23 protein-coding genes and 2 tRNA genes are annotated in these 24,885 nt (G+C 41.8%); 11 read left to right on the forward strand and 14 right to left on the reverse strand.

The annotated features are described in order from the left end of the window. Nucleotides 1-32 precede the first annotated feature (32 nt). From FTV31_RS07025 to FTV31_RS17295, 6 genes are all read left to right on the forward strand, one after another. A complete protein-coding gene (locus FTV31_RS07025) occupies nucleotides 33-1,250 on the forward strand; it encodes a L,D-transpeptidase family protein (RefSeq protein ID WP_180013890.1) in 1,218 nt (405 codons plus the stop codon). 163 nt (nucleotides 1,251-1,413) lie between these two features. Continuing rightward, nucleotides 1,414-2,112 (forward strand): pirin-like bicupin family protein, encoded by a 699-nt coding sequence (locus FTV31_RS07030; RefSeq protein WP_180013892.1) that lies wholly within the window; start codon nucleotides 1,414-1,416, stop codon nucleotides 2,110-2,112. A 305-nt stretch (nucleotides 2,113-2,417) separates the two neighbouring features. Beyond that, entirely contained in the window at nucleotides 2,418-3,398 is a 981-nt protein-coding gene (locus FTV31_RS07035; protein WP_180013894.1) for a class I SAM-dependent methyltransferase, read from the forward strand. A 250-nt stretch (nucleotides 3,399-3,648) separates the two neighbouring features. Further along, entirely contained in the window at nucleotides 3,649-3,981 is a 333-nt protein-coding gene (locus FTV31_RS17285; RefSeq protein WP_257227167.1) for a hypothetical protein, read from the forward strand. Nucleotides 3,982-4,029: 48 nt separating this feature from the next. Then, a complete protein-coding gene (locus FTV31_RS17290) occupies nucleotides 4,030-5,817 on the forward strand; it encodes an ImpA family metalloprotease (protein WP_257227168.1) in 1,788 nt (595 codons plus the stop codon). After that, entirely contained in the window at nucleotides 5,738-6,562 is an 825-nt protein-coding gene (locus tag FTV31_RS17295; RefSeq protein ID WP_373686979.1) for an ImpA family metalloprotease, read from the forward strand. Before FTV31_RS17290 ends, FTV31_RS17295 begins: the two co-directional genes overlap by 80 nt. A gap of 107 nt (nucleotides 6,563-6,669) precedes the next feature. Here the strand turns inward: FTV31_RS17295 and FTV31_RS07045 are convergent, their stop codons facing one another. The 13 genes from FTV31_RS07045 to FTV31_RS07105 all read right to left on the reverse strand — a co-directional run bounded on the left by FTV31_RS07045 (nucleotide 6,670) and on the right by FTV31_RS07105 (nucleotide 19,785). Further along, nucleotides 6,670-7,155 carry a CinA family protein gene (locus FTV31_RS07045; protein ID WP_125278923.1) on the reverse strand — a complete coding sequence of 162 codons (486 nt, stop codon included), beginning with the start codon at nucleotides 7,153-7,155 and terminating at the stop codon, nucleotides 6,670-6,672. Between the two features lie 476 nt (nucleotides 7,156-7,631). Continuing rightward, nucleotides 7,632-7,829: a hypothetical protein gene (locus FTV31_RS07050; protein ID WP_004782812.1), complete on the reverse strand. Its 198-nt coding sequence runs from the start codon at nucleotides 7,827-7,829 to the stop codon at nucleotides 7,632-7,634. A 70-nt stretch (nucleotides 7,830-7,899) separates the two neighbouring features. Next, nucleotides 7,900-8,127, reverse strand: coding sequence for a hypothetical protein (locus tag FTV31_RS07055; RefSeq protein ID WP_004782813.1), 228 nt, complete (start codon nucleotides 8,125-8,127; stop codon nucleotides 7,900-7,902). A 102-nt stretch (nucleotides 8,128-8,229) separates the two neighbouring features. After that, nucleotides 8,230-8,445: a cold-shock protein gene (locus FTV31_RS07060; protein WP_004782814.1), complete on the reverse strand. Its 216-nt coding sequence runs from the start codon at nucleotides 8,443-8,445 to the stop codon at nucleotides 8,230-8,232. Nucleotides 8,446-8,872: 427 nt separating this feature from the next. Continuing rightward, entirely contained in the window at nucleotides 8,873-10,573 is a 1,701-nt protein-coding gene (locus FTV31_RS07065) for an NAD-dependent malic enzyme (protein ID WP_180013896.1), read from the reverse strand. Nucleotides 10,574-10,995: 422 nt separating this feature from the next. Continuing rightward, nucleotides 10,996-11,086 (reverse strand) — tRNA-Ser (locus tag FTV31_RS07070). Between the two features lie 87 nt (nucleotides 11,087-11,173). Next, nucleotides 11,174-13,210, reverse strand: a complete 2,037-nt coding sequence (locus tag FTV31_RS07075) for an NADPH-dependent 2,4-dienoyl-CoA reductase (protein ID WP_180013898.1) — start codon at nucleotides 13,208-13,210, stop codon at nucleotides 11,174-11,176. Between the two features lie 107 nt (nucleotides 13,211-13,317). Beyond that, nucleotides 13,318-13,671 carry a hypothetical protein gene (locus FTV31_RS07080; RefSeq protein ID WP_004893699.1) on the reverse strand — a complete coding sequence of 118 codons (354 nt, stop codon included), beginning with the start codon at nucleotides 13,669-13,671 and terminating at the stop codon, nucleotides 13,318-13,320. Nucleotides 13,672-13,905: 234 nt separating this feature from the next. After that, nucleotides 13,906-15,600 carry a D-lactate dehydrogenase gene (gene dld / locus FTV31_RS07085; protein WP_180013900.1) on the reverse strand — a complete coding sequence of 565 codons (1,695 nt, stop codon included), beginning with the start codon at nucleotides 15,598-15,600 and terminating at the stop codon, nucleotides 13,906-13,908. 156 nt (nucleotides 15,601-15,756) lie between these two features. Continuing rightward, nucleotides 15,757-16,911, reverse strand: coding sequence for an FMN-dependent L-lactate dehydrogenase LldD (lldD, locus tag FTV31_RS07090; RefSeq protein ID WP_048881570.1), 1,155 nt, complete (start codon nucleotides 16,909-16,911; stop codon nucleotides 15,757-15,759). 3 nt (nucleotides 16,912-16,914) lie between these two features. Next, on the reverse strand, nucleotides 16,915-17,658 hold the full coding sequence (gene lldR, locus FTV31_RS07095; protein ID WP_004810656.1) for a transcriptional regulator LldR: 744 nt from the start codon (nucleotides 17,656-17,658) through the stop codon (nucleotides 16,915-16,917). 21 nt (nucleotides 17,659-17,679) lie between these two features. After that, on the reverse strand, nucleotides 17,680-19,341 hold the full coding sequence (gene lldP / locus FTV31_RS07100; RefSeq protein ID WP_180013902.1) for an L-lactate permease: 1,662 nt from the start codon (nucleotides 19,339-19,341) through the stop codon (nucleotides 17,680-17,682). A 273-nt stretch (nucleotides 19,342-19,614) separates the two neighbouring features. Next, the gene (locus tag FTV31_RS07105; protein ID WP_155858011.1) at nucleotides 19,615-19,785 is read right to left on the reverse strand and encodes a hypothetical protein; all 171 of its coding nucleotides are present in this window, start codon (nucleotides 19,783-19,785) and stop codon (nucleotides 19,615-19,617) included. A gap of 59 nt (nucleotides 19,786-19,844) precedes the next feature. Between FTV31_RS07105 and argG the strand changes: the two genes are divergently transcribed. Further along, complete coding sequence (gene argG, locus FTV31_RS07110; RefSeq protein ID WP_005234795.1) at nucleotides 19,845-21,188, forward strand: argininosuccinate synthase; 1,344 nt, start codon at nucleotides 19,845-19,847, stop codon at nucleotides 21,186-21,188. Between the two features lie 56 nt (nucleotides 21,189-21,244). Here argG and FTV31_RS07115 read toward each other — a convergent pair whose 3' ends face one another. Next, on the reverse strand, nucleotides 21,245-22,516 hold the full coding sequence (locus FTV31_RS07115) for a GGDEF domain-containing protein (protein WP_180013904.1): 1,272 nt from the start codon (nucleotides 22,514-22,516) through the stop codon (nucleotides 21,245-21,247). Between the two features lie 152 nt (nucleotides 22,517-22,668). Between FTV31_RS07115 and pyrC the strand changes: the two genes are divergently transcribed. The 4 genes from pyrC to FTV31_RS07135 all read left to right on the forward strand — a co-directional run bounded on the left by pyrC (nucleotide 22,669) and on the right by FTV31_RS07135 (nucleotide 24,760). After that, nucleotides 22,669-23,703 (forward strand): dihydroorotase, encoded by a 1,035-nt coding sequence (pyrC, locus tag FTV31_RS07120; protein WP_180013906.1) that lies wholly within the window; start codon nucleotides 22,669-22,671, stop codon nucleotides 23,701-23,703. Beyond that, nucleotides 23,688-24,347 carry a ribonuclease T gene (gene rnt / locus FTV31_RS07125; RefSeq protein WP_034704922.1) on the forward strand — a complete coding sequence of 220 codons (660 nt, stop codon included), beginning with the start codon at nucleotides 23,688-23,690 and terminating at the stop codon, nucleotides 24,345-24,347. Before pyrC ends, rnt begins: the two co-directional genes overlap by 16 nt. Nucleotides 24,348-24,367: 20 nt before the next feature. After that, nucleotides 24,368-24,443: transfer RNA gene (locus tag FTV31_RS07130), tRNA-Glu, on the forward strand. Between the two features lie 161 nt (nucleotides 24,444-24,604). Then, nucleotides 24,605-24,760, forward strand: a complete 156-nt coding sequence (locus FTV31_RS07135) for a hypothetical protein (RefSeq protein WP_004782839.1) — start codon at nucleotides 24,605-24,607, stop codon at nucleotides 24,758-24,760. The last annotated feature ends 125 nt before the right edge of the window (nucleotides 24,761-24,885 follow it).

Here is a 24,885-nt window from a genome sequence, read left to right on the forward strand (position 1 = left end):
TAGTTAACGAAATATTTTTAAGGTTGAGTTACATGTTCGTTCGCACAATGCTCGCTGTGAGTCTAGGTTGCATTTTCGCAGGTACTGTTTTCGCTGCGTCTACTGCTGAACAACCATTAAACCCCCAAGTTGTCACTGATGTTGCGGTACAGGATCCGATTGATCCTTTAGCGACTGAAGCTTCGGCAGCACAAGCAGAAACTCGAATTAGTGCTCAAGAACAACAAGATCTGAAGAAAGCTTCTGAAGCATTAGATGTATTACAAGATACTGAAGACCAGACTGCCGATATCGGTGCTGCTCCAACCACGACTAAAGCACCGACGAATTCTGCTGCTGCGAAAGCATCTTGGACTTTAGATGGTCTTAATAATGCAAGCTGGTATGAAGATATTGGTAAAGGCCAATTTCCGGTATATGCACGTGCGCATGTCATGTTGAACAATGCCCATGCTTCTCCAGGTGCGATTGACGGTACTAGCGGTAAAAATACCTTGAAAGCGATCGCATCTTTCCAGCAAATGAATGGCATTAAACCAACAGGTACGTTGACTCAGGAAACTTGGGATGCCCTATTGGCTAAACAGGGTTCTAAGCCTGCTTTTGTTGAATACACCATCACTGAAGAAGACCTGAAAGGTCCTTATGCCGAGTCTATTCCTTCTGACTATGCCTTACAGGCAAAAATGAAAGGTCTATATTACACTCGCGTAACTGAAATGCTGGGTGAAAAATTCCATATGGATGAAGACTTTTTGAAAAAGTTAAATCCAAAAGCTACCTTCAAAAAAGCTGGGGAAAAGCTGATCGTTGCTAATATCCGCAATGAAGTTCCTGAAGACATTCATTTGATTGTGGCGCATAAAGGTGCCAAGCAGCTTTATCTGTTCAATAGCCGCAACCAGATGATCGCTTCTTTCCCGGCAACGATTGGTAGTTCAAGTACTCCATCGCCAACAGGAACTTATAAAGTGACTGGCGTAGCGAAAAACCCATGGTATAGCTACTCACCATCTAACTTTGTTCAAGGCAATAACAAGAAACCACTTTCTTTACCACCTGGTCCAAACGGTCCTGTAGGTAATATCTGGATCGGTTTAAGCAAAAAATCATTTGGTATTCACGGTACACCAAATCCATCTGCAATCTCTAAAACTGCGTCACATGGTTGTATCCGTCTGACTAACTGGGATGCAAATGATTTAGGCCGTAAAGTGAAATCAGGTGTAACTGTCCGTTTCCTTGAATAATCTTTATTTAAATACCTAAGCCCACTTACGAGTGGGCTTTTTTATACCTACATCCTTTTGTATCGTTGCAAAAATGCAATGATCTGTCGCCTGTTTATGATTTTTTAAGAATTAAAACAACGGTATGATGATCTCAAGTTAAAAATTAAAGTGAGATAAATCCATGAAAGCTTTTCTGCATCCAAGTGAAAATCGTGGTCATGTAAAAATGGGCTGGCTGGAGTCTAAACACAGCTTCTCATTTGGAAACTGGTACAACCCGAACTATATGGGCGTGAGTGCCTTACGTGTCATTAATGATGATCGGATTGATGCACATCAGGGCTTTGGTACCCATCCGCATGACAATATGGAAATTCTGACCTGTGTATTGAAAGGTACGATTACTCATCAGGACAGTATGGGCAATCATGGCGGTATTGCAGCAGGTGAATGGCAACTGATGAGTGCTGGAACCGGTGTACGTCATAGTGAAATGAACCAGGGTGATGAACAGGTACATCTCCTGCAAATCTGGATCATTCCGAATGAACGTGATGCTCAGCCGAATTATCAGCAAATTCGTCTGGATGCAAAAGAGGAACCGAATCAATGGCATTTAATCTGTGGACCGAATAACAATGCACCCATGCACATTCGTCAAAATGCAGAAGTCAAAACCGCAGTGATCCATAAAGGCCAAAGTCTGGACATCAAAGCGACTCAGCATATCAATTATGTACATGTGATTTCTGGTTCAGTACAAATTTCGGAATATACAGTTGAAGCTGGTGGTGCGATTGCCTTTATGGATGACGCAGAAATTAAAGCAATTGAAGATGCTCAGGTGATCTGGTTTGATTTACCAGAAGCTACTCATTAAAACTTCTATTTATATTCAGTCTATGCCGACTCATCATTTTGATCAGTCGGCATTTTTATAGAAAACATATAAAAATAAAAGTGATTCATTCTTTATAAGGATTTGGGCTTCAATATACCACTATACAAATTAAACCAATTCACATCAGTTTTTTACCGAACAACAGTAAATTTTGGGCGAAGATTGAGCTGATCCATTTTGATTGAATCAATATAGCGAATGGCTGTTCTGGTCATTATCTTGTATAGATTAAACAGGTGTATGCACCTTTTCATTTATTCTGAATAAACCGAAGAGCACATCTAATGAACCAGATTTTAGAAATTCAAAATAGCCAGCAACAAGCTCTGCACTTTTTATTAGACTTTTTAAAACAGCAGCAATATCAGTTTACCGCTATTACGCCACTTTCCCATCAACGGATTCTGGATCGCAAAAGAAGCGAAAAAAATAAATATAAAACCTTACAGGATATCTTTGGCTGGAATCTGGAATTTACAATTACCGATCTTGATCCTGTTCTTTTTTCATTATTGTTAGAACATCAGCTTTTGGAAGTTCAGGATAATACATATAAAAGTCTGATCAGAGTTGCTTCACTTGAAGACGAATTATTTATTCATTCAGCCTTTCCAACTACCCAACAGGACGCTGTTTTTTTTGGTCCTGATACTTACCGTTTTGCCTATCATTTAAAGCAGTATTTATCTTGCCAGGCCAATTCTTTTAAACGCTCGGCTGAAATATGCTGTGGCACTTCTGCTGCTGCAATTCATATAGCTAAACATTTTCCAGATCATAAGGAAATCTTTGTCGCAGATCTGAATCCGAAAGCCCTTCTCTATAGCCAGATTAATATCGACTTTTCAGGTTTTGATACGATTCATCCTGTACAAAGTAATTTATTTTCTGATCTTGAAGGCCAGTTCGATCTGATTTTTGCCAATCCTCCTTATTTAATTGATCCAGATCAACGGCAATACCGTCATGGAGGCAATGAACTGGATGGCAATGAATTGTCTTTTAAGATTATCAAACAGGGTTTGCAGCGACTCAGCTCAAATGGACGTCTATTTTTATATACTGGCGTCACTATTTGTCAGGATGGCAATCGCTTCTTGCAGCATCTGGAAGATTTAATGAAACAGCATCAAAATATTAACTGGTCTTATGAGGAAATTGATCCGGATATTTTTGGTGAAGAGTTAGAGCAACCTGCTTATCAACATGTAGAAAGAATTGCGCTGGCTCTGCTCAAGTTCAAAGTCAAAACTGATGGAACATGAAATTTCAGCTCGGGTTGAGGCCATTTTTAAACTGCGGCCTAATTAAAACAAATAAAAATTAAATCAACCCACATCACATTTAAGATTATTTTCAATAATTATTTATCATTAAAAACATATACTTAAATTAAATATTAGTTCTATTTTACCGCCACTTACTTCTATAATTCTCATCTGATATTTACGACAACTTTAAAAATAATGTCGTCTTTTTGGTTATACCTTGGGGAAAATTGTGGAAAGAAATTATTTGAGGTTGAAAACAGCCTTACTGACCTTATCGTTATCGATGAGTCTGATTGCCTGTGGTGGAGGTGGTAGTAGCGGAACATCTTCTCCTGCAGAAACACCAGATTCTGCTGTTAATCCACCATCAACAACTCATCCATCTGATAACGAGGAATCATCCCCCTCACCTATAGAAACACCTGATGGCAGTACACCACCTTTAAATCCACAAACGCCAACGACCACCCGGATTAATAAGGCATTGAGTACAGGTGATGCCCGACCTTTGATTCAGCAAGATTCCGCTACATTGCTAGACTGGGCCCTGCAGCTCGCCAAGCAACAACAAACATGACAAAAGGGTTTAATTACCTCACTCTATACCAGTTCGAATGGCAAAGTTTTGCAACCTCAACTGCAATTTACGCCAACTGCTTCGATTAATCTTTATCCTTATGATTTAAGCGCAGCTTTACCAATCGCAGTTTCAGATCAAGCCTGCGGCTGGAATTTAAGTCAGCAGGCGAATAAAGGCTGTGGTTTGGGAGTCGCATCACAAATCGGTAAAGGCCGTGCGCTGGCTTTTGGCCAGAATATGCTTGGGGGGATCTCAGCGAATAATCCTGACATGGTAGATTTTGCACCCGTGCTCAACAATGGTTTTCGCTGGCTATTAACTGGGAAAACACAAGCACAGCCTAAACAAGAACTAAAACTTACCGTAAATGGTCTGGCACAAACCAACCTGAGCATGATAGAGAATTATTTTGCCCAGCATTTAGGGGTTAAAGTTACCTTTCTACAATGTAATGTACTGGATCAAACCAATACCTGCTGGAAAGATGCTGACCTGATGATTTTAGGCAGTAATATCGGCGCCAATAATTTTGAATCCAGCTTGATTCAGGAATATCTGGAGGCAGGTAAGCCAATATATTTCCAGGCAATGGGTTATAACGTCACTACACCGATGGAAAAAATCTTTTCGGCATTGAAGATTGAAACCAATAATAATTACTGGCGTGGCCAAGATACTTTACTCATGTCTTCAGGACGTTCCATCACCGATCAATGGAATAAAGTGAATGATATTGATAGTACGATCCAAATGCTGGAATATTTCAAGTCACCAAGTGCGGCACGTCTAGGTGATTTAAATGCCAATAATCCGTTGATTCAAACCATCAATAAAGCTTCTACCAATTTACAAAATTTAAATGCACAGGGAATCACTGCATTCAGCACAAAAAATAATAATCAGATTCTAAAAGCTTTGGTGTTATTGGCAGATCTCTGGCGTCCAGGCGTGAATTACAGCGGACTGTCGAAAAATAGTGATGCTCTGACTTTTATGCGTACGTATGCCAGCGACTCCTGGACGGACTATAAACGCAAAACCACATTGGTGAATCCAAATGGTGCCGGCGATTATATGCCAGCATCTGCACAAAACATGGCTGTCAGTGCGCAAGCTGAAACCATTACCGTGACCATTCCGCAAGGCAGCGGAATTACCGCAATTGGTCGTGCCAGCATTCCGGGCAAGCCTGTCAGTATTGAGATTGTTGATGCTCAAGGTGCGCAGCTTTCAGTCCAGACCAGCTATTTACGTGCCTGGGGCAATCCCTTTGATGATGCCGGCTATAAACGTCCTCGCCGTCCCAATAGTTTCGCCGTGAAATTAGATGCCGGCCAAAGTAATGATTTTATCAGCCCGTTCGGTGGACCATTGATGTTGAATTACAGCAATGCCAAAGCAGGCTCTGTGATGACTTTAAAAATCAAAGGCGCAGCAAAATATGCGCATTATGATTTTACTCAAACGATCACTGAAGCGGATATTAGCGAGGCCACCAGCATCCTGCAAAGTAGAAACTTCGGCTGGAACACTTTTAAATTTGTTGGTGGTGAAATCCAGCAGACCAATGACTATGCTTTAAAAGCCATTAGTGATCGATCAGCACGTACCTATGTGGATCAGGTTAAGGGTGTAATCTTTGACAGTAACCACATTGCCAACGGTTATAACAACATGCCGCTGGATAGCAGTACGGCACAGCGTTGTAATGAATTAGGCTGGGATTGTATCGGCACAGTTCCGTGCACCGAATGTGCAGCATTTTGTAGGCTGGATTGCGACCTGTGGCTTCCTGTGCTCAGGAAATCCATCAGATGGTTCAACTGGCATTGATACCGGTTGGGGCTGGGTGCATGAACTGGGACATAATACTGTTCAGGATGTCTTAACCATAGTATTCCCTTCCACTGAAACCGGAAAAACTATTGGTTGCGTAGTGGAATGTAATAACAACATTCTGGCAGGCCTAAGCATGATGCGTAAATATCATCTATATGCTCAGGACAGTAATGGCAGCAACTTCCGCCACCCAACCTTATATGCCAATATTAAGGATACACGGAGTCTTGGTCTGTCAGGTGAGGTACAACGTGCCGCCATGGAAAAACGCTTATGGCAAGATGGCTATCATGTAACGATGCAGGCCTTCCATATCCAGATGGCCATGAACTATACCCGTTTACATCAAGGTAAATCGCGACCTGATCTTCAGGGTGTATTTGAGTTCATACGCTTACTGAATACTTCACAGCGTTTGTATAATCAGATTGATTTAAGTAAAGCATCTCAAGCAGATAAGAATAAACTGGGACTAGCTGCATTTAATGTGAAAAACATGAGCCGCCCTGACCTGATTTATGTACTCAGTTCAAAAATCATGGGCTATGACCTAAAAGATTTTTATGCACTTTATGGCTTGCCTGTAACTGCAACCGCCCATGCTTCAGTCGCCATGCTTAATCTGCCGACCGCACCTTTGTATTTCTATGCACAACCGGATGGCGGTTCAAATCGCTTGGCAACAGGACAATGGCTCACCATTCCAGCAAACGGCCCTGTCCCTAATTATCCTTATTAATTGATCGATCAAATATAAAAAATCCCGGCTTTGGCTGGGATTTTTTATAACAGAGCATTTTCATGATCAGTGTATGAGCGACTATCAAGAGCTAAATAAATAGCGATTTACTTATTTTTCTTGTCCCGACTGCCTTCAAGGATTTCAATTAAGCTCAGATTGATATTTCTCGCCAGTTTTTTTAATTTCTCTCTCGGTTTTCCTCTGCAAAGAAAGCGGAAACTATAAAGCTCATCTTTATAAGAAATTACATAGAAAAAAGTTCCTACTGGCTTTTCTTTGGTTTCTGTCCCGCCTCTTTTTAAGAGTCCTGTACAGGCAATATAAATATCAGAATAAAACATTTTCTTGGCTTTTCTGACCATTTCCTGTGTGACTTCCATAGATTCCGGCGTATATTGTTTAATAAATTCAGGTTTGATTTTTAAAATATTCTCTTTGACACCCATGTCATAACAGACCAGTCCGCCATATAGAATATCGCCAGAATATTTATTTTGGGAAAATCGGTAAGCCAGGTAACCTGCTGATGCACTCTCTAGAAAAGTAATACTTAATTTTTTTTTGGCGAGTAATTTTATACATTTATTCATAGAGTAAACTCCTGACTTTATGATCATCTATTGAGTATTAAATATTCAAAAATAAAAGATTAAATACTTAGCTTCTGAATGTCCTAGCAAAACCAAAACTGAACTGCCCTTGCTCACCATCTTAAACCTGCTGTATATCCTCAGTCATTTATATGACTTAAGTTCATACCAACGAAACTTATAATAACCTTGACGGGTTTTAACTCTGATTGGCTTTCTGATTTGATGTGTATTAGATTTTTTATAGATTCATGATAGTTTTATACCTAAAAGCATAAGTAGTAGAAGATATAAAATATAGATCACTGAAATGATGGCTAAGTCGATTTAAGTGTGAACTAAAATATGCTTATTAATTCAGGGTTTATTTATAAGACGATGAATAGGTTTAATTAAGAAGTGAATAATTTCAAAGACAAAATCCTGGCAAGATACCAGGATTTTTTATATGCACTTTTGGTCATGTTATATGACCATTAAATAATTTTGAAAATTTTGCCGCTGATAGTGCTTTGAAAAAACATTTCAAAACTTGGGCGAATATTTTCACCTTCAACCGTAATATGTTTAACGTTAGAATCCGATTGGGTATGAACAAAATCAGGGTCAACAGTAGCCTGAATCACGTATTGAACACCGAATTGATCTTTCACACTGATATTTTGCTTAAGCATAAATAAACCTTTAATAATGATTATGAGAGAGATCGGCTAGAAATTGGTTAGCCAATATATAATTTAAATATTAAATAACTTTATGATTTAATTTAAATAATTGATTTAAAGATGTATAAAATGTACGACCATCTAGATTCAGGTCAACTTCGATTCCTGATTGAAGCAGCACTCTTTTACCTACTTCAATTTCCTTAAAACCTTGACGTGTATTTTGCATTTTATTCAAGGGAATCAAAGAAACAATAATTTCTGTACCATTTTTAGATTTTGCAATTAATTCATTAATTTTTAACAACTTGTATCCTATTTTTATACTTCTTCCAATCTGGAAAAAGCTTTTTAACTTTTATTTAAAACAATAAAAAAGCACTGATGCGTGCTTTTTTATTCTACAGACTTATAGCGCAGTAATATTTACAGCATTTGGGCCTTTTTGACCTTGAACTACGCTGAATTCAACTTGCTGGCCTTCCATTAAGGTTTTAAAACCTGAACTAGCAATTTCACTGAAATGAGCAAAAACATCTGGACCAGATTCTTGTTGAATAAAACCGAAACCTTTAGTTTCGTTGAACCACTTTACAGTACCTTTAACAATATTTGAGTTTGACATAATAAAACCTACTAATTTTTAATAATTTTTAGTCATCTGAATGACCAGTTGTAACTTTGAAAATAATAAAGAATGGAACTTAAAATCTGGATAAAACGAAGGATTATGAATAAAACGACGATACTTAAGGAAGATTTTTTGCAACAAGACTTTTTTCTAGTTAAGGCCAGTATACAGGAAGATTTAAAATAATCAAGTTTTCTTATATATATATTTAATTACTTTATAAATATTATTTTATTATTTACAGAATTTTCATTATATTTTATTTAATTTCAACGACTTGATAAAATAAATCCATATTGCTTCAGTGAGTTAAACTTTTACATTTTAGTGTACTTTCGTTTCCTGCAAACAAAGAAGCAGAGAAATAACAATGTCATCGCTCTGCTTTACTTAATTTTAGACTGCCCTTTCCCTAATAATATTAAAAGGTCACACGCTTATATTCCCGGTATTCCGGTATCCAGAAATTCGCATCTATGGCTTTCTGCAGCACCTCAGAACCAACTTTTGGAGCGACGCCATCCTCAACCGCAGCTTGTGCAACCCTTAGAGCAATAATCTTGGAAATATGCTGAATCTGATCCAGATCTGGCAACAAATTGGCGGTTGGGTCTTGAAGTTTTGGAGAGCATTCTGCTAAGGCATTACTTGATGCCATCAGCATATTATCCGTGACTCGTGTAGCGCCTGAAGCAATCACGCCTAGTCCAATTCCCGGGAAAATATAAGAGTTATTACATTGAGAAATAGTATAAATGTGTTCCTGATAATTAACGGGTGCAAATGGGCTACCTGTAGCAATCAGAGCTTTCCCATTGGTCCATTGAATAATATCGGCTGGAACAGCTTCTACGCGAGAAGTAGGATTCGATAAAGGAAAGATGATCGGATGTTCACAATTTTCAGCCATGGTCGTGATTACTTCTTTACTAAATAATCCCGGCTGTCCAGATACCCCAATCAGTACTGTGGGTTTTGCATATTTGATGACATCCAATAGAGAAATAATCTCTTCGGCATTTCCCCATTCAGCAATATTTTCTGGTTCTTGAGCCAGTTTTCTCTGGAAATTTAATAGATTTGGCTGGTTTTGAGTAATAAGGCCGAAGCGGTCCACCATAAAGACCCGCTTACGGGCTTCTGCATCAGTCAGGCCTTCCGCCACCATTTTTGCCACAATCTGTTCAGCGATCCCACAACCGGCTGAACCTGCTCCCAGAAAGGCAACAGTCTGATCTTTTAATTGTTTGTTTGACGCATAGGAAGCTGCAATCAGACTGCCTACTGCCACAGCTGCCGTACCCTGAATATCGTCATTGAAGCAACATACTCGATCACGATATTTTTCCAGTAAAGGCATGGCATTGTGCTGGGCAAAATCTTCAAATTGGATCAGTGCATCTGGCCATCTTTGCTGAATCGCCTGTATCACCATTTCGACAAATTCATAATACTCATCACCAGTGATACGAGGCTGACGCCATCCCATATAAATCGGATCATTCAGCAACTGCTCATTGTTCGTGCCTACATCTAAGGTAATTGGCAAGGTATAGGCCGGACTAATGCCTCCGCAGGCCGTATATAAAGCTAGCTTTCCAATCGGAATGCCCATTCCGCCAATGCCTTGATCACCTAAACCAAGAATGCGCTCTCCATCCGTAATTACAATCACTTTGACATTTCTTCGATTCACGTTATGCAGGATGTGCTCAATATGATCCCGATCTGGATAAGAAATAAAAACCCCGCGATGACGGCGATAAATCTCGGAAAAATGCTGACATGCTTCTCCTACCGTTGGCGTATAAATGATCGGCATCATTTCGCTTAAGTGATTTTCGATCAGGTGATAGAAAAGCGTCTCGTTGGTGTCCTGGATGTTACGTAGGTAAATATGCTTATTGATTGCATCATTGAATGAGCAGTATTGTTGATACGAACGCTGACTTTGTTCCTCAATCGATTCGATCGCTTGGGGCAAAAGTCCATGTAAATTAAAATGAATACGTTCTTCTACAGAGAAAGCTGAGCCTTTATTCAGCAATGGGAGTTCAAGTAATGCAGTGCCTGCGTAGGGAATATAAAGTGGACGTTTAGGATTCAGAGGTTCAGTTGCCATTTTTAACTCGCACTTTAAGATTCGACATAAATGAAAGCCGAAAAGAACAAAAAATTATCCTACTATCTTAGTCGACTTTCAGCTGTTTCAGTCATTCAGCGAATTAATAATGAAAAATGTTCTATTTAATAAACTGATAACGGCAATAAAATAAGCTCTAAATTTTTATATCCTCTTGTCAGATAAAAGTTTAGATCATACTTTTTTAATTTAGGTTTAAGCTCATTGATTGAGATTAAATATTAGAAATTAAAGCTATATATGCATTCGTTTTTATTTATTCACTTTTTAATAAGAAAATATTTAGGAAATTAGATCAATTAGCTTGTTATCTATCTACATCTTAAAAATTAGACAATTTCCGAATAAATAAAACTTAGATAATAAAAAAACCCCGATCAATAATCGGGGTTTTTCGTATCTGGCGGAAGCGGTGAGATTCGAACTCACGGAGGGGTATAAGCCCTCGTCGGTTTTCAAGACCGGTGCATTAAACCGCTCTGCCACGCTTCCATGTGCGCAATAATACGGAGCTTTTAGGTGACTGACAAGTGAAAATTACAGTGAATCTCATCAACTGCATATAGTTTCATCAAATCCTTACAATTTTGCTGCCAATTCTGCCCCTTCGCGAATTGCACGCTTGGCATCCAGCTCAGCAGCCAGCTTTGCTCCACCAATAATATGGTAATTCGCTAAAGTCTTTTGTCCTTCTGAAGGCATGACATTTTTGACTGACTCCTGACCAGCACAAACGACGACCGTATCTACACGCAGCAACTGATCATGTCCATCCACTTCAATCCACAAACCTTCATCCGTGATCGATTTATAGTGCACACCGCGTAACATGCGTACGCCATGTTTTTTTAATTGGGCACGATGAACCCAGCCCGTGGTTTTACCTAAGCCTGCTCCTAAAGCAGTAGTTTTACGTTGTAATAGATAAATTTCACGTACAGGTGGCTCGACTTGTGCGGGCTGCAGTCCGCCTTCACTTACATAATTTGCATGCAGATCTACACCCCATTCCCGTTTCCATTCATCTACAGGTTGCGGTTGTGGCTGATGCGGTGGCTTTAATAAAAATTCTGATACATCAAAACCGATTCCTCCGGCACCAATGACAGCGACACGATCTCCTACTGGTGCACCGCGCAATACTTCAGCATAAGACAGGACTTGAGGTGCATCACTACCGGCAATTTTCAATTCACGCGGAACAACGCCCGTAGCAACAATGACTTCATCAAAACCTTCGCGTTCCAGTTGTTCCCGATTTACTCGGGTATTTAAACGGACATCTACCCCGGTTTTTTCCAGTTGTACTTTGAAATAACGAATGGTTTCGTGAAATTCTTCTTTGCCTGGAATCACTTTGGCCAGATTAAATTGTCCACCCACTTCATTAGTGGCTTCAAACAAAGTCACATCATGACCGCGGCTGGCAGCGACTGTAGCTGCGGATAGGCCTGCCACCCCACCACCTACCACGGCGATGCCTTTAGGTTTTTTGGTTTTGACATAAACCAGTTCGGTTTCATAGCCGGCACGTGGATTCACCAGACAGGTAGCGCGCTTATTTTTAAAGGTATGATCCAGACAGGCCTGGTTACAGGCGATACAGGTATTAATTTCATCAACACGATTGGTTGCTGTCTTATTCACCCAGAATGCATCTGCCAATAACGGGCGTGCCATTTGCACCATATCTGCCTGACCCGATGCCAAAATCGCTTCAGCCGTTTCTGGCATATTGATCCGGTTCGATGCAATAACTGGAACAGCAACATGCTTTTTGACTTCTGCGGTGTAATCTACAAATGCAGCACGAGGAACAGAAGTGACAATTGTCGGAATACGCGCTTCATGCCAGCCAATACCGGTATTCAGCAAAGTTATTCCAGCCTTCTCTAATGCTTTAGCGACGGTAATCACTTCCTGCATGGTATTGCCATCATGTACCAGATCTAGCAAGGATAAGCGGAAACAGATAATAAATTTTTCACCAATTTCAGCACGGATTGCTTTAACAATCTCTACCGCAAAACGCATGCGGTTTTCAATTTCTCCACCCCAGCGATCAGTACGCTGATTGACATGGCGGCTTAAGAACTGGTTAATCAAATACCCTTCCGAGCCCATAATTTCCACGCCGTCATAGCCGGCTTTTTTAGCCAGTTTTGCAGTTTTAACATAGTCCTGAATCGTATCCAGAATCTGGTTTTCAGACATCTGACGTGGTTTAAAAGGTGAAATTGGCGATTTGATCGGACTGGCAGATACCACAAAAGGCTGATAGCCATAACGTCCGGCATGCAAAATCTGCAACAGAATCTTGGCCCCATGCTTATGCACGGCATGCGTAACCAGTCGATGCGGTGCAACATCGCCCAAGGTATTCATGGTTCCGCCAGCAGGCAATAACCAGCCCTGACGATTCGGTGAAATCCCGCCAGTAATCAGGAGACCCACACCACCTTTGGCACGTTCACCAAAATAAGCGGCCAGTTTAGGATAATTATAAAAACGATCTTCCAAGCCCGTATGCATTGATCCCATCACCACCCGGTTTTTAATCGTGGTAAATCCCAGATGAAGCGGTTTTAAAATATTCGCATAACGAGTCGTTGTCATGGCTATTCCCTTTGATGATGGCTTTGCAACTTGTTGCATATTACTCTAGCGTGTTTTTTATTTTTGTTTATGGCATTTTCACAAAATTATTGCTTTCTCAGGTCAACTCAGGCCTCCCACTGTTTCGCCGAGCTTTTCCATAATGCAATTGCCCCCAGTACTGTTCCTACAGGAAAACTCAACAGCATCAGCACCGCCATAACTCGGGAAAGTGTACGTCCCTCGCCCTGACCTTTCTTAACTTTCAGAGCTGCCTGAATATTGAAATAGATCAATACCAGCATTAATAAAATGACAAGTCCCAGACTGATGGTTGAAGCGGTTCTTTGCTGAGATTCAAGATAAAGAAAAACTGCGCCACTAAAGATCAACAGGCCGGCATAAATGCCATGCAATACAGACAAAGTCTGATTACGCTCATGCAGTCGTGGTAGCTGTGGCGGGGTGATACTTGAATTCATAAGAGACTCCTAAAAACTTGTTATTGTTGGTTTTATCGTATCAGGACCAGATCATGATCTCTACCTGGCATATTAAAACCCAAGACTGGATTTAAATCAGCAATTTTTCGATCTATTGCAACATTCGTACAACCTGTATTTTTCCAATGTTTTATAGATAAAAAAATGCAGTGCGAGCACTGCATGAGATAGGCCAGATCATAATGTTATTGTTGTTATTCTCAGTTTTTCTGCTTATTTCCAGTATTTCAGCTTTGAGCTATGCCCAATACCAACATTAAAACTATTGGTCGGGTCCAGCTTCTGGTAATGGTTTTTTAACGCCGGTTTGGCAATGTAGAGATGCCCTACATTATGTTCAGCTGGATATTCCGCACCACGATCATCCAGCAGCTTCCACATGGCATGTTCCATTTTCAGCGGATTAACCCCTTTTTTTACAATGTAATCCTGATGAAATACATGGCACAGGAAGTGACCATAATAAAGTTTATGTAAGATCTGCTCTTCCATCTCCTGTGGCAAGGTTTCTACCCATTGGCGCTCATTCCTACGCAGCGCAATATCCAGCGCCACAATATCTTCCACTTCACTTAAATGGGTATCACGGTAACGAATTGCTGCACCAGCTACGGCAAAACGGTGCAGAAATGCCTTACGTCCTTCGTCTTCGGTGCAGAGAAAATAGTTCCCGCCAGGATGAGCCTTAAAGTAGCCTTCAAAGAATGCCTGTACCTGTGCCACATCCTGATTTTCAATTCTGAGAATCAGATGATGCTCATACAGATCACGGTATTCGTTCATGCGTTTTGGCAAATGTGATGGCAGCATTTTACTGATCATTTGCAAAATTTTGTCGCTTAAACCACGTAGCCCCATTTTCTGCAATATCCCATCAACCTTGTCTTTCATGGCAAATGCGGCAGGCACTTTGGCAGTACCAAATTTTTCAATGAACATAAAAGTGTCTTTGCCGTATTCCGCACCGATGTCATAAGCCACACGGTGAATATATTCTCCAGCAATCGGCAGACGCGGCAGATCTTTGAGCAAAAAACGACGGATTTCCGTCAGGTCATCCTGCGAGTTAGTGCCGACATAGAACACTTGGCTTGGGATTTTTTCAAAAGTATCCAGTCGTACTGCAAAAACACACACCTTGCCCGCAGAACCAGAGACTTCAAACAGACGGCTTGGATCTGCATTGAAACGTGCCGGAGTATCAGCATCGACCTGACGCACATCCTGACTATAACGATGATCGGAAGCACAGCGATGTTCCTGCTGCTGGATATCCTGCTCATTATATTGTTTCTGCTCCAGATTTTTCAGAATCTCTTCCGGACTATGACCCAGATGGATACCGAGATGATTCACCAGCTCCAGTTCGCCATGTTCATTGACACGCGCATACAATGCCAGTTCAGTATAGGCCGGCCCACGGCGAACCAAGGCTCCACCGGAGTTATTGCACACACCACCCAACACCGAAGCACCGATACAGGATGAACCAATCACCGAATGCGGTTCACGGTTAAATGGTGCCAGCTGCTTTTCCAGTGCATCAAGTGTTGCACCCGGCAAACAGACAACCTGTTTGCCCTCCTGGATCACCTGAATACCTGCCAGACGGCGAGTACTCATCACAATCACTGGACGGTCATATTCACCAAACGGCGTTGAACCACCAGTTAAACCGGTATTGGCTGCCTGCATAATCACGATACAGTCTGCTGCAACAGCAATTTGCAATACTTGCCATTGTTCCAGTAATGAACCTGGAGTGACGACCGCAAACACCTCACCTGAACCATAACGCCGGCCCTGCCGATACAGATGAGTATCGTGATCGTCCGTCAATACATGTCGCTGGCCGACCACAGCGACCAGATTGTTTAAGGTCGCAGTAGCGTCAAATGAGTTTTGCATAGTAGAGCCCCGTTTCATTTTTATGGCTATCTTTTTATAAAATCAGCCATAAGCATGTTTTGGATTTTTAATCTTGAATAGATGAAATAGCAGCAATTCTGTTGTTCCGAATTACTTTAGGATGACCACGATTTAGAGTGGTCATCCTGATTAGTTTTATTGTGAAATTTCGCGATCGAGCCTTACTAGACAATCCTGTGTAATGTCAGCAATGGTCTTGGCACCTGTTAAGGTCATGGCAACACGCATTTCCTTGTCGATCAGATCAAGAAGGTTACTGACACCAGCCCCGCCTGCAGCACCCAATGCATAAACGAAGGCCCGACCGAGCATACAGGTGTCCGCACCCATTGCCAGCATACGCACCACATCCAGACCATTACGGATACCAGAGTCGACCAGGATTTTCAGTTCACCTTTTACCGCATCAGCAATTGGTGGCAAGGCACGTGTGGTAGATAACACACCATCTAACTGACGACCACCATGGTTGGATACTACAATGCCATCCGCACCGAAACGTACAGCATCTTTAGCATCTTCAGGATCCAGAATCCCTTTGATCACCATCGGACCATCCCAATAGTCACGGATCCATTCCAGATCTTTCCAGGAAATAGACGGATCAAAATTGGCACCCAACCAGCCGATATAATCTTCAAGGCCTGTCGGTTTACCGAGGTATTTCGAGATATTACCCAAGTCGTGTGGACGACCCATTAAGCCGACATTCCAGGCCCAATGCGGATGCATGCAAGATTGCATATAACGGCGCATCGCTGCATTTGGTCCACTCATGCCAGAATGCGCATCACGGTAACGTGCACCCGGCACTGGCATATCCACGGTAAAGACCAGCGTTGAACAACCCGCAGCTTTGGCACGTTCCAAGGCATTTTTCATAAAGCCACGGTCACGCAGGACATAGAGCTGAAACCACATTGGGCGCTGGATCGCTGGTGCCACTTCTTCAATTGGACACACAGATACCGTCGACAAAGTGAATGGAATCCCTTTTTGGTCTGCCGCAACTGCTGCCTGTACTTCTCCACGGCGTGCATACATACCGGTCAAGCCTACAGGTGACAAGGCCACCGGCATCGACAGGGTTTCATCAAATAATTTAGTTTCCAGATTTAGCGCTGACATGTCATTCAAGACACGTTGACGCAGCGCTACTTTTGATAAATCTTCTACATTGCGCTTCAGCGTGTATTCTGCATAAGCCCCACCATCAATATAATGAAACAGGAATGGTGGAAGACGACGTCGTGCGGCTTCACGGTAATCATTTGCAGAAGAGATAATCATAATTTAGATCCTGTTTAATCGGCTCATACGCTGCTGACGGGCTTCATCCTCATCAATCGTGCGTACTTGCTGAATGACAAACTCAATGTGTCCACAAACTGCCTGACGTGCAGCTTCTGGATCTTGACGCTCAATTGCAGCCATCACCTTAAAGTGCTGGTCCTGCAACTGATCAAAACGGTGGGCCTCGGAATAGACTTTGCGTCGTCCGAGTACCACATTAAATTGCAACAGGTCGAACAGACTGCGCATCAACTGGATCAGCACCACATTATGCGATGCCTCGGCAATGGCAAGATGAAAACGGGCATCCGCGCGAGCTGCCTCATCGTCATCACCCAACAGCTGATAGTGTGCAATCTGGTCGTAACACTGTCTGATTTTTTTTATATCATCGGGTGTGGCGCGCTGTGCGGCATACCAGGCTGTACCGCCTTCCAGAATCAGACGAGACTCCTGAACATCAAAACGGTATTCAGGATCGACATCCATCAGGTCACTTAAAGGCTGCACAATATGATGCTGTGACCAGTGATTCGGCAGTTCCTGCAAATAAGTACCGGCACCGACACGGCTCACTAGCATGCCTTGGCTAACCAGATGTTGCAGTGCTTCTCGCAACGAAGAGCGCGACACACCTAACTGTTCACATAATTTACGTTCTGCGGGCAAACGGTCCCCGACCTGCATATGATTTTTTTCAATCAGATTACGCAGACTTTGTACGACTTTATCAGAGACTTTCATTGCACCGCCCTCAGTATGGTGTTATGGAATCATCCATGGGAACACATAAGCTTGTAAGGTGATAATGATACCGATCATCACCGTGAAGGTGATACTGTGTTTTACGGTAAAGCGGAATAAATCCGATTCTTTACCGACGAGACCCACTGCGGCACAGGCAATTGCAATCGATTGTGGTGAAATCATTTTACCGGTTACACCACCGCTGGTATTCGCAGCCACCAGCAATACTTCAGGTACACCGATCTGCTGAGCCGTGGTTGCCTGTAAAGCCGAGAACAATGCGTTTGCTGAAGTATCAGACCCTGTCAGGAATACACCGACCCAACCCAGGAATGGCGAGAAGAATGTAAACGCTTGTCCTGTATGTGCCAGGGCTAATGCCAAGGTTGCCGATAAGCCTGAGTAATTGGCAATAAAAGCAAATGCCAATACCATACCAATTGAGTAAATCGGTGTTTTCAGCTCATTTACCGTTTCAGCAAAGGTCGCTACAGCTTCTTTCGGTTTCATTTTCAGGTAAATGATGGTGATGATTGCAGCGATCATGATCGCTGTACCCGTCGCCGATAACCAGTCAAATTTATAGATCGCGTCGTAATCTTTCGCTTCAGCGACCACCGGCGGCAACTTTTGGATCATTTGATGCAGGAAAGGCACTTTAATGGAAATTACTAAATCACTTAAAGCCCCATCTTTGGCAAACAGATCTTTAAATGGTTTGATGCTCCATAAAGTTACCATGGCAGTCAGTACCGCAAATGGCGACCATGCTTTAATAATTTGACCGATGCTATATTTTTGCTGGCTTGCCAAAGCAATGTTGCTATCGACCTGTTGTTCATTATCAAAACGGAAAATATGTTTTGGCTGCCAGAACTTGAGTAATACCGTTAAGCTCACCAAAGATGCAATTGCTGCAGTGATATCGGGTAATTCAGGACCCACATAGTTAGCAGTCAGGAACTGCGCCAGGGCAAAAGAACCACCACCGACTAAAATTGCAGGCCAGGTTTCTTTCACACCACGCCAGCCATCCATGATTGCCATAATCCATACCAGTACAATGGGTACCATGATTGGCAACTGACGTCCTACCATCTGGCTGATTTCCATGGTGTCTACGCCTGATACCTGACCAGCGACAATAATCGGAATTCCCATCGCACCAAAAGCCACAGGTGCAGTGTTCACAATCAGACATAAACCCGCGGCATACAGTGGTTTAAATCCAAGACCTACTAATAACGCTGCAGTAATTGCAACCGGTGCGCCAAAGCCTGCAGCACCTTCCAGAAAAGTACCAAAAGCGAAGCCGACCAATAACATTTGTAAACGCTGGTCTTCGGTTAATGACAGGATCGATGAGCGAATAATGTCAAATTGACCGGTCTTCACTGAAATCTTGTAAAGGAATACGGCGCCAATAATAATCCAGGCAATCGGCCACAAGCCGTAGAAGAACCCATAGACCATGGAAGCCAATGCCATAGTGACTGGCATTTTGTAGAGGAACATTGACACCAGAAATGCCAAAGCCACAGTAATCGTTCCCGCTACACTGCCCTTCATTCTGAAAACAGCAAGAGCAAGAAAAAAGAATACGATTGGAATAAGGGCGATCGCGCTGGAAATCCAGATATTTCCGATTGGATCGTAAATTTGTTGCCACTGTTGAAGCATTCTCTACTCCTTGAAATGCTTGTTTGTTATTTCATTACAGGACATGTTCAAAAGCTTATTGGTATGACCAATTTAGCATTAAACAGACCAATATCGGTCTTTTATCCAGCCAAAGTTAATGAAATATTTAAAATACTGCAATAGCTAATTTATTAAAATATAATTGGTATGACCAATTTTTATATTAAAAGATGGAATTCAATATAAGTGATAGCTAAGCAACATCCGGTATTTAACAGGTCGAGAGAAGCAAAGGTTGAAATAAAATGAAGCCTATAGAACTTTAGTCTTAGCCAGCTTAAAAACCCCAGATTTGGCTAATTCAAGGCCATTTGTGATGGCTCTCTTTGCATTAGATTGTTTATTTTTTTGTCTATTTTTTAGATTTTGCATTTTTTTTGCGAAAACTTGCCATTTGAAAGGTGTTACAATATCTGCATTCAAAATTCTCCTTGGCCACCAATATAAGTGGTGCCTATATTATTCTATCGTTAGGATTAACAATGTCTGATAATGCAACTATCTTACAGAATGTACCTGTAGGCAAAAAAGTTGGTATTGCCTTTTCTGGTGGTCTAGATACTTCTGCAGCTCTTTTGTGGATGAAACAAAAAGGCGCTGAACCTTATGCTTATACAGCAAACTTGGGTCAACCAGACGAAGACGATTACGATGCGATTCCAAAAAAAGCTGAAGCTTATGGCGCAGTAAAAGCACGTTTGATCGACTGCCGTTTACAGCTTGCATTAGAAGGTATTGCTGCAATTCAATGTGGCGCGTTCCATATTTCTACAGGTGGTGTTCCATACTTCAACACGACTCCTCTTGGCCGTGCAGTGACAGGTACCATGCTGGTAACTGCAATGAAAGAAGATGACGTGAACATCTGGGGTGACGGTTCTACTTATAAAGGTAACGACATCGAGCGTTTCTACCGCTACGGTCTGTTGACCAACCCTAACCTGAAAATCTACAAACCTTGGTTAGACCAGACCTTCATTGACGAGCTAGGCGGCCGTGCAGAAATGTCACAGTTCCTGATCGACAATGGCTTTGACTACAAAATGTCAAAAGAGAAAGCTTACTCAACTGACTCAAACATGTTGGGTGCGACTCACGAAGCCAAAGATCTTGAATACCTGAATGCCGGTATCAAAATCGTTGACCCAATCATGGGCGTTGCATTCTGGAAAGAAGAAGTTGAAATCAAACCTGAAGAAGTATCGATTACTTTTGAAGAAGGTTTCCCTGTTGCAATCAATGGTCAACGTATCGAAGATCCAGTTGAGTTCATTCTTGAAGCAAACCGTATTGGTGGCCGTCATGGTCTAGGTATGTCAGATCAGATCGAAAACCGTATCATCGAAGCGAAATCTCGTGGTATCTACGAAGCTCCGGGTATGGCCCTTCTTCACATCGCTTATGAACGTCTGGTCACTGGTATTCATAACGAAGATACCATCGAACAATACCGTATCAACGGTCTTCGTTTGGGTCGTCTTCTGTACCAAGGTCGCTGGTTCGATTCTCAAGCATTGATGCTTCGTGAAACTGCACAGCGTTGGGTAGCTAAAGCTATCACTGGTACTGTGACTTTAGAACTGCGTCGTGGTAATGACTACACCATCATGAACACTGAATCTCCTAACCTCACTTATGAAGCTGAGCGTTTGACTATGGAGAAAGGTGATTCTATGTTCTCTCCAGCGGATCGTATCGGTCAGTTGACTATGCGTAACCTGGACATCACAGATACACGTGCAAAACTGGGTATCTATACAGATTCTGGCTTACTTGCAGTAGGTACAGGTTCTGCAGTACCTCAATTAAAAGACAAAAACAAATAAGTTTGTTTTAACGTCAAAAAAACCGCTCAATTGAGCGGTTTTTTTATAGATTCGATTTAGGTGTTCACACTGTTTGGATTTGCAGTGCGGATCGACTGATAATAAATCTGATTCCGTCCTAGCTGTTTGGCCCGATACAACGCCTGATCGGCAATTCCCAATAAGACATCCTTATCAATAAAGTCTTCACCACGATACACAGTGATGCCCAAACTGATGGTGATGTGATCAGCCACACCAGATTTCTCATGCGGAATTTCCAGACGCTCAATCGCATTAAAGATATTGGAAGCGACTGCATAAGCACCATGCGCATCAGTTTCCGGAAGCAGTACCACAAACTCTTCGCCACCATAACGGGCCACAAAGTCCATATGCCGGATCGCATTTTTAATGGTAAAGGCAATACTGGAAATGACATCGTCCCCTTTTTGATGTCCATAAAAATCGTTATAGTTTTTAAAGTGATCTACATCAATAAACAAAATCGCCAAAGCATGCTGATTACGGCGAGAACGTTCAAAGAAAATATCCAGTGTTTCATCGAAAGTTCGTCGATTAGAGATTTTGGTCAGCTCATCATGCTGGCTTAAATGCAACAATTCTGTGGTATGAATCCGCTGAATTTTCTCACTGATTCTAGCCCGCATGGTATATAGAAAAATCATGCGCTCACGGGCAAAAAGCATATAACTAATCACACATCCCAATAGGCTACTGCCAATTAGAATCCGACCCAAGACCAGCGCATTAAAGTCGATCGATAACACGGATAACAGCCAGACCGTACAAAGTGCAGCAAATAACCCCGTGATTAACATCTGTAAAGGTTTTACTCCGGTCAGAATATAACCCAGAATGTAGATAATCGTGATGATCGCCATCGACTGATGTTGCAAGCTTACTGTTTGAATGGACATGGTCAGATAGGAGGTCGAGACTATCATCCAGAACATCAGCAGCATGGAAGCCTGCGGAAAAAAGCGTTTGATTTTAGGTAGACAGGAGAAGAAATAAAAAGCAAGTAAAGCGAGACTACCATTGATCAGCCCCAGCATGCAGCGCACAAAATCTTGCACGAAATATTGTGAATCGATAATCCAGTAGTCGGTCGGAATCATGACCAGCAGAAAAATAAAATAGGTCAGTACACCTGCCCAGACATACTTTTCGACATGTTTACGTGCTCGCTCCAGGTTTTTGCTCCAGAACTCCTGTTCCAGATTCTGAGGGAAAACCGAGCCTACACGCTGACTTTGCCGTGTGATTAATTCTTCTATTTTTTCTTTTTTATCTTGCAATTTTGCTAGATTGTACTTGTATTCCATTGCCAAGTATTTATGTAATTTTTTTATTAATTTTAAAATATCATACTTTTATAAATTAATTTATAGATATCCCTTATTTTGTATATATTTCTCGTTACCATTTTAGGCATAGATGCATTATCATTTGTTTTATTTCTCCGATTGAATTCGCCTTGAATACGATTACCCTTCTCCAGCCAGACGACTGGCATGCCCACCTGCGTGATGGTCACGCTCTGCAACGCACCGTTCCTGATCTAGCTAAACAGTTTTCCCGCGCCATCTGTATGCCGAACCTTGTTCCACCGGTTAAAACTGTGGAAGAAGCATTAAGCTACCGTGAACGTATTATGGCGCATGTTCCTGAAGGTAGCGATTTTGATCCACGCATGGTGCTGTATTTCACAGATAATACCTCTCCAAGTGAAGTCAAAAAGATTAAAGATTCTGAGCATGTCAATGCTATTAAACTTTACCCTGCTGGCGCAACCACCAACTCGGATAGCGGTGTAAGCGACATTCGTAAAGTATATTCAGTCATTGAACAGCTTGAAGAGCATCAGGTGCCTTTATTGCTGCACGGTGAAGTGACGCATAATCATGTCGATATTTTTGACCGTGAAAAACGTTTCCTTGATGAAGTCTTAGCACCATTACTAAAACAGTTCTCGAAACTGAAACTGGTTCTGGAACACATTACTACCAGCGAGGCAGCTAATTTCGTACTGGAACAGGATCGTAATGTGGCTGCGACTATTACCCCACAGCATTTACTGTTTAACCGTAATGATATGCTGGTTGGTGGGATCAAGCCGCACTTCTATTGTCTGCCAATTTTAAAACGTCAGACGCATCAGCAAACGTTGCTTGAAGTGGCAACGAGCGGTAATCCTAAATTTTTCTTAGGCACCGACAGTGCACCGCACTCAAAAAATGCCAAAGAAAATGCGTGTGGCTGCGCAGGATGCTATAGTGCTCCGACTGCAATTGAGTTATATGCTCAGGCCTTTGATCAAGTAGGTAAAATCGACCGCCTAGAAGGTTTTGCCAGCCACTTTGGTGCAGATTTCTACGGCCTCCCACGTAATACCAAAACCATTACGCTGGTCAAAGAAGATCAAGTTATTCCTGAAAGTCTAGACTACTTGGATGGTGAACAAATCGTTCCGCTATATGCAGGAAAAACCATTCAATGGAGAAAAATGTGACAAATGAAACTCTTCCAGTCATTGGTCAGCGTTTCCGTGGATTTTTGCCTGTTGTTGTCGATGTTGAAACAGCAGGCTTTAATGCACAGACTGATGCCTTGTTAGAAATTGCGGCCATTCCTATTGTTTATAATGAAGATGGCCAGTTTGTGCCCGGTGAAGCTTACCACGCACATATCAATCCTTTCGAAGGTGCCAACCTGGATCGCCGCTCTTTGGAATTTATCGGGATTGACCCGTCAAATCCGATGCGGATCGCAATGGCTGAAGATGAAAAAACCGCGTTAAAACGTATTTTTAAATCGGTCAATGAAGTGCGTCGTCAGCAAAATTGTACGCATGCCGTTTTGGTCGGTCACAATGCGCATTTTGATTTGGGCTTTGTACAGGCAGCAATTGCCCGTACCGGAACCAAAAACCAGAATCCGTTTCACAGTTTTTCTGTGTTTGATACCGTGACTTTAAGTGCGGTGATGTTTGGTCAAACGGTTCTGGCTAAATCTTGTATTCAGGCCGGTATTGAGTTTGATGGCAAAGAAGCACACTCTGCGTTATACGATACGCAAAAGACTGCGGAACTGTTTTGCTATATTTTAAACAAACTCGCACCTCACCTGCTTGACACTTTGGTGGCGGATCAATAAGATACCGCCATCTTCTAAACGTCCCTATCGTCTAGAGGCCTAGGACATCGCCCTTTCACGGCGGTAACCGGGGTTCGAATCCCCGTAGGGACGCCATCTTATTTATCCCCTTCTTCTTTCATTTTTTCCAAGAAAACTCTTTTTCTTATTATTGCTTTCAATACTATTGTTATAAATTTCGCATGACTGAGTTTGGTGCCCTTTCTCGTTTGCTTAGGCTATAATCAAGTTGATGTTAGGTTTTGATCAATTTTCCCATGCTAAAGAAAATCCTGCTTGTTTTACTTATTCTGGCACCTTCAGCGCTTTATATTTATGTGATCAGTCGCGATGATAAAACTGCTGAGAACCGAGCAGAAACTACGCCTGCTGAAAAAACACCGACTGAGCAATACCAAACTCCCGATCACTAGTTTTTAAGAGGCTTTGCAAATATTTATTTTTTAAATTAAAAGAAGAACTTTATGAGGAAATTCCAATTTATGTGATATTTCACATAATTAAAACTAAAATACTTTTTTTAAATCTCTCCTTTTAA

Origin of the sequence: Acinetobacter sp. YH16031 (assembly GCF_013417335.1) — a bacterium.
Taxonomy (GTDB): Bacteria; Pseudomonadota; Gammaproteobacteria; order Pseudomonadales; family Moraxellaceae; genus Acinetobacter.

Bases quoted from the DNA above. Each gene is read 5' to 3' on its own strand.
- FTV31_RS07025 (WP_180013890.1), top strand. From the start codon at position 33: ATGTTCGTTCGCACAATGCTCGCTGTGAGTCTAGGTTGCATTTTCGCA.
- FTV31_RS07030 (WP_180013892.1), top strand. From the start codon at position 1,414: ATGAAAGCTTTTCTGCATCCAAGTGAAAATCGTGGTCATGTAAAAATG.
- FTV31_RS07035 (WP_180013894.1), top strand. From the start codon at position 2,418: ATGAACCAGATTTTAGAAATTCAAAATAGCCAGCAACAAGCTCTGCAC.
- FTV31_RS07045 (WP_125278923.1), bottom strand. From the start codon at position 7,155: ATGAATAAATGTATAAAATTACTCGCCAAAAAAAAATTAAGTATTACT.
- FTV31_RS07050 (WP_004782812.1), bottom strand. From the start codon at position 7,829: ATGCTTAAGCAAAATATCAGTGTGAAAGATCAATTCGGTGTTCAATAC.
- FTV31_RS07060 (WP_004782814.1), bottom strand. From the start codon at position 8,445: ATGTCAAACTCAAATATTGTTAAAGGTACTGTAAAGTGGTTCAACGAA.
- FTV31_RS07065 (WP_180013896.1), bottom strand. From the start codon at position 10,573: ATGGCAACTGAACCTCTGAATCCTAAACGTCCACTTTATATTCCCTAC.
- FTV31_RS07075 (WP_180013898.1), bottom strand. From the start codon at position 13,210: ATGACAACGACTCGTTATGCGAATATTTTAAAACCGCTTCATCTGGGA.
- FTV31_RS07080 (WP_004893699.1), bottom strand. From the start codon at position 13,671: ATGAATTCAAGTATCACCCCGCCACAGCTACCACGACTGCATGAGCGT.
- dld (WP_180013900.1), bottom strand. From the start codon at position 15,600: ATGCAAAACTCATTTGACGCTACTGCGACCTTAAACAATCTGGTCGCT.
- lldD (WP_048881570.1), bottom strand. From the start codon at position 16,911: ATGATTATCTCTTCTGCAAATGATTACCGTGAAGCCGCACGACGTCGT.
- lldR (WP_004810656.1), bottom strand. From the start codon at position 17,658: ATGAAAGTCTCTGATAAAGTCGTACAAAGTCTGCGTAATCTGATTGAA.
- lldP (WP_180013902.1), bottom strand. From the start codon at position 19,341: ATGCTTCAACAGTGGCAACAAATTTACGATCCAATCGGAAATATCTGG.
- argG (WP_005234795.1), top strand. From the start codon at position 19,845: ATGTCTGATAATGCAACTATCTTACAGAATGTACCTGTAGGCAAAAAA.
- FTV31_RS07115 (WP_180013904.1), bottom strand. From the start codon at position 22,516: ATGGAATACAAGTACAATCTAGCAAAATTGCAAGATAAAAAAGAAAAA.
- rnt (WP_034704922.1), top strand. From the start codon at position 23,688: ATGGAGAAAAATGTGACAAATGAAACTCTTCCAGTCATTGGTCAGCGT.
- FTV31_RS07135 (WP_004782839.1), top strand. From the start codon at position 24,605: ATGCTAAAGAAAATCCTGCTTGTTTTACTTATTCTGGCACCTTCAGCG.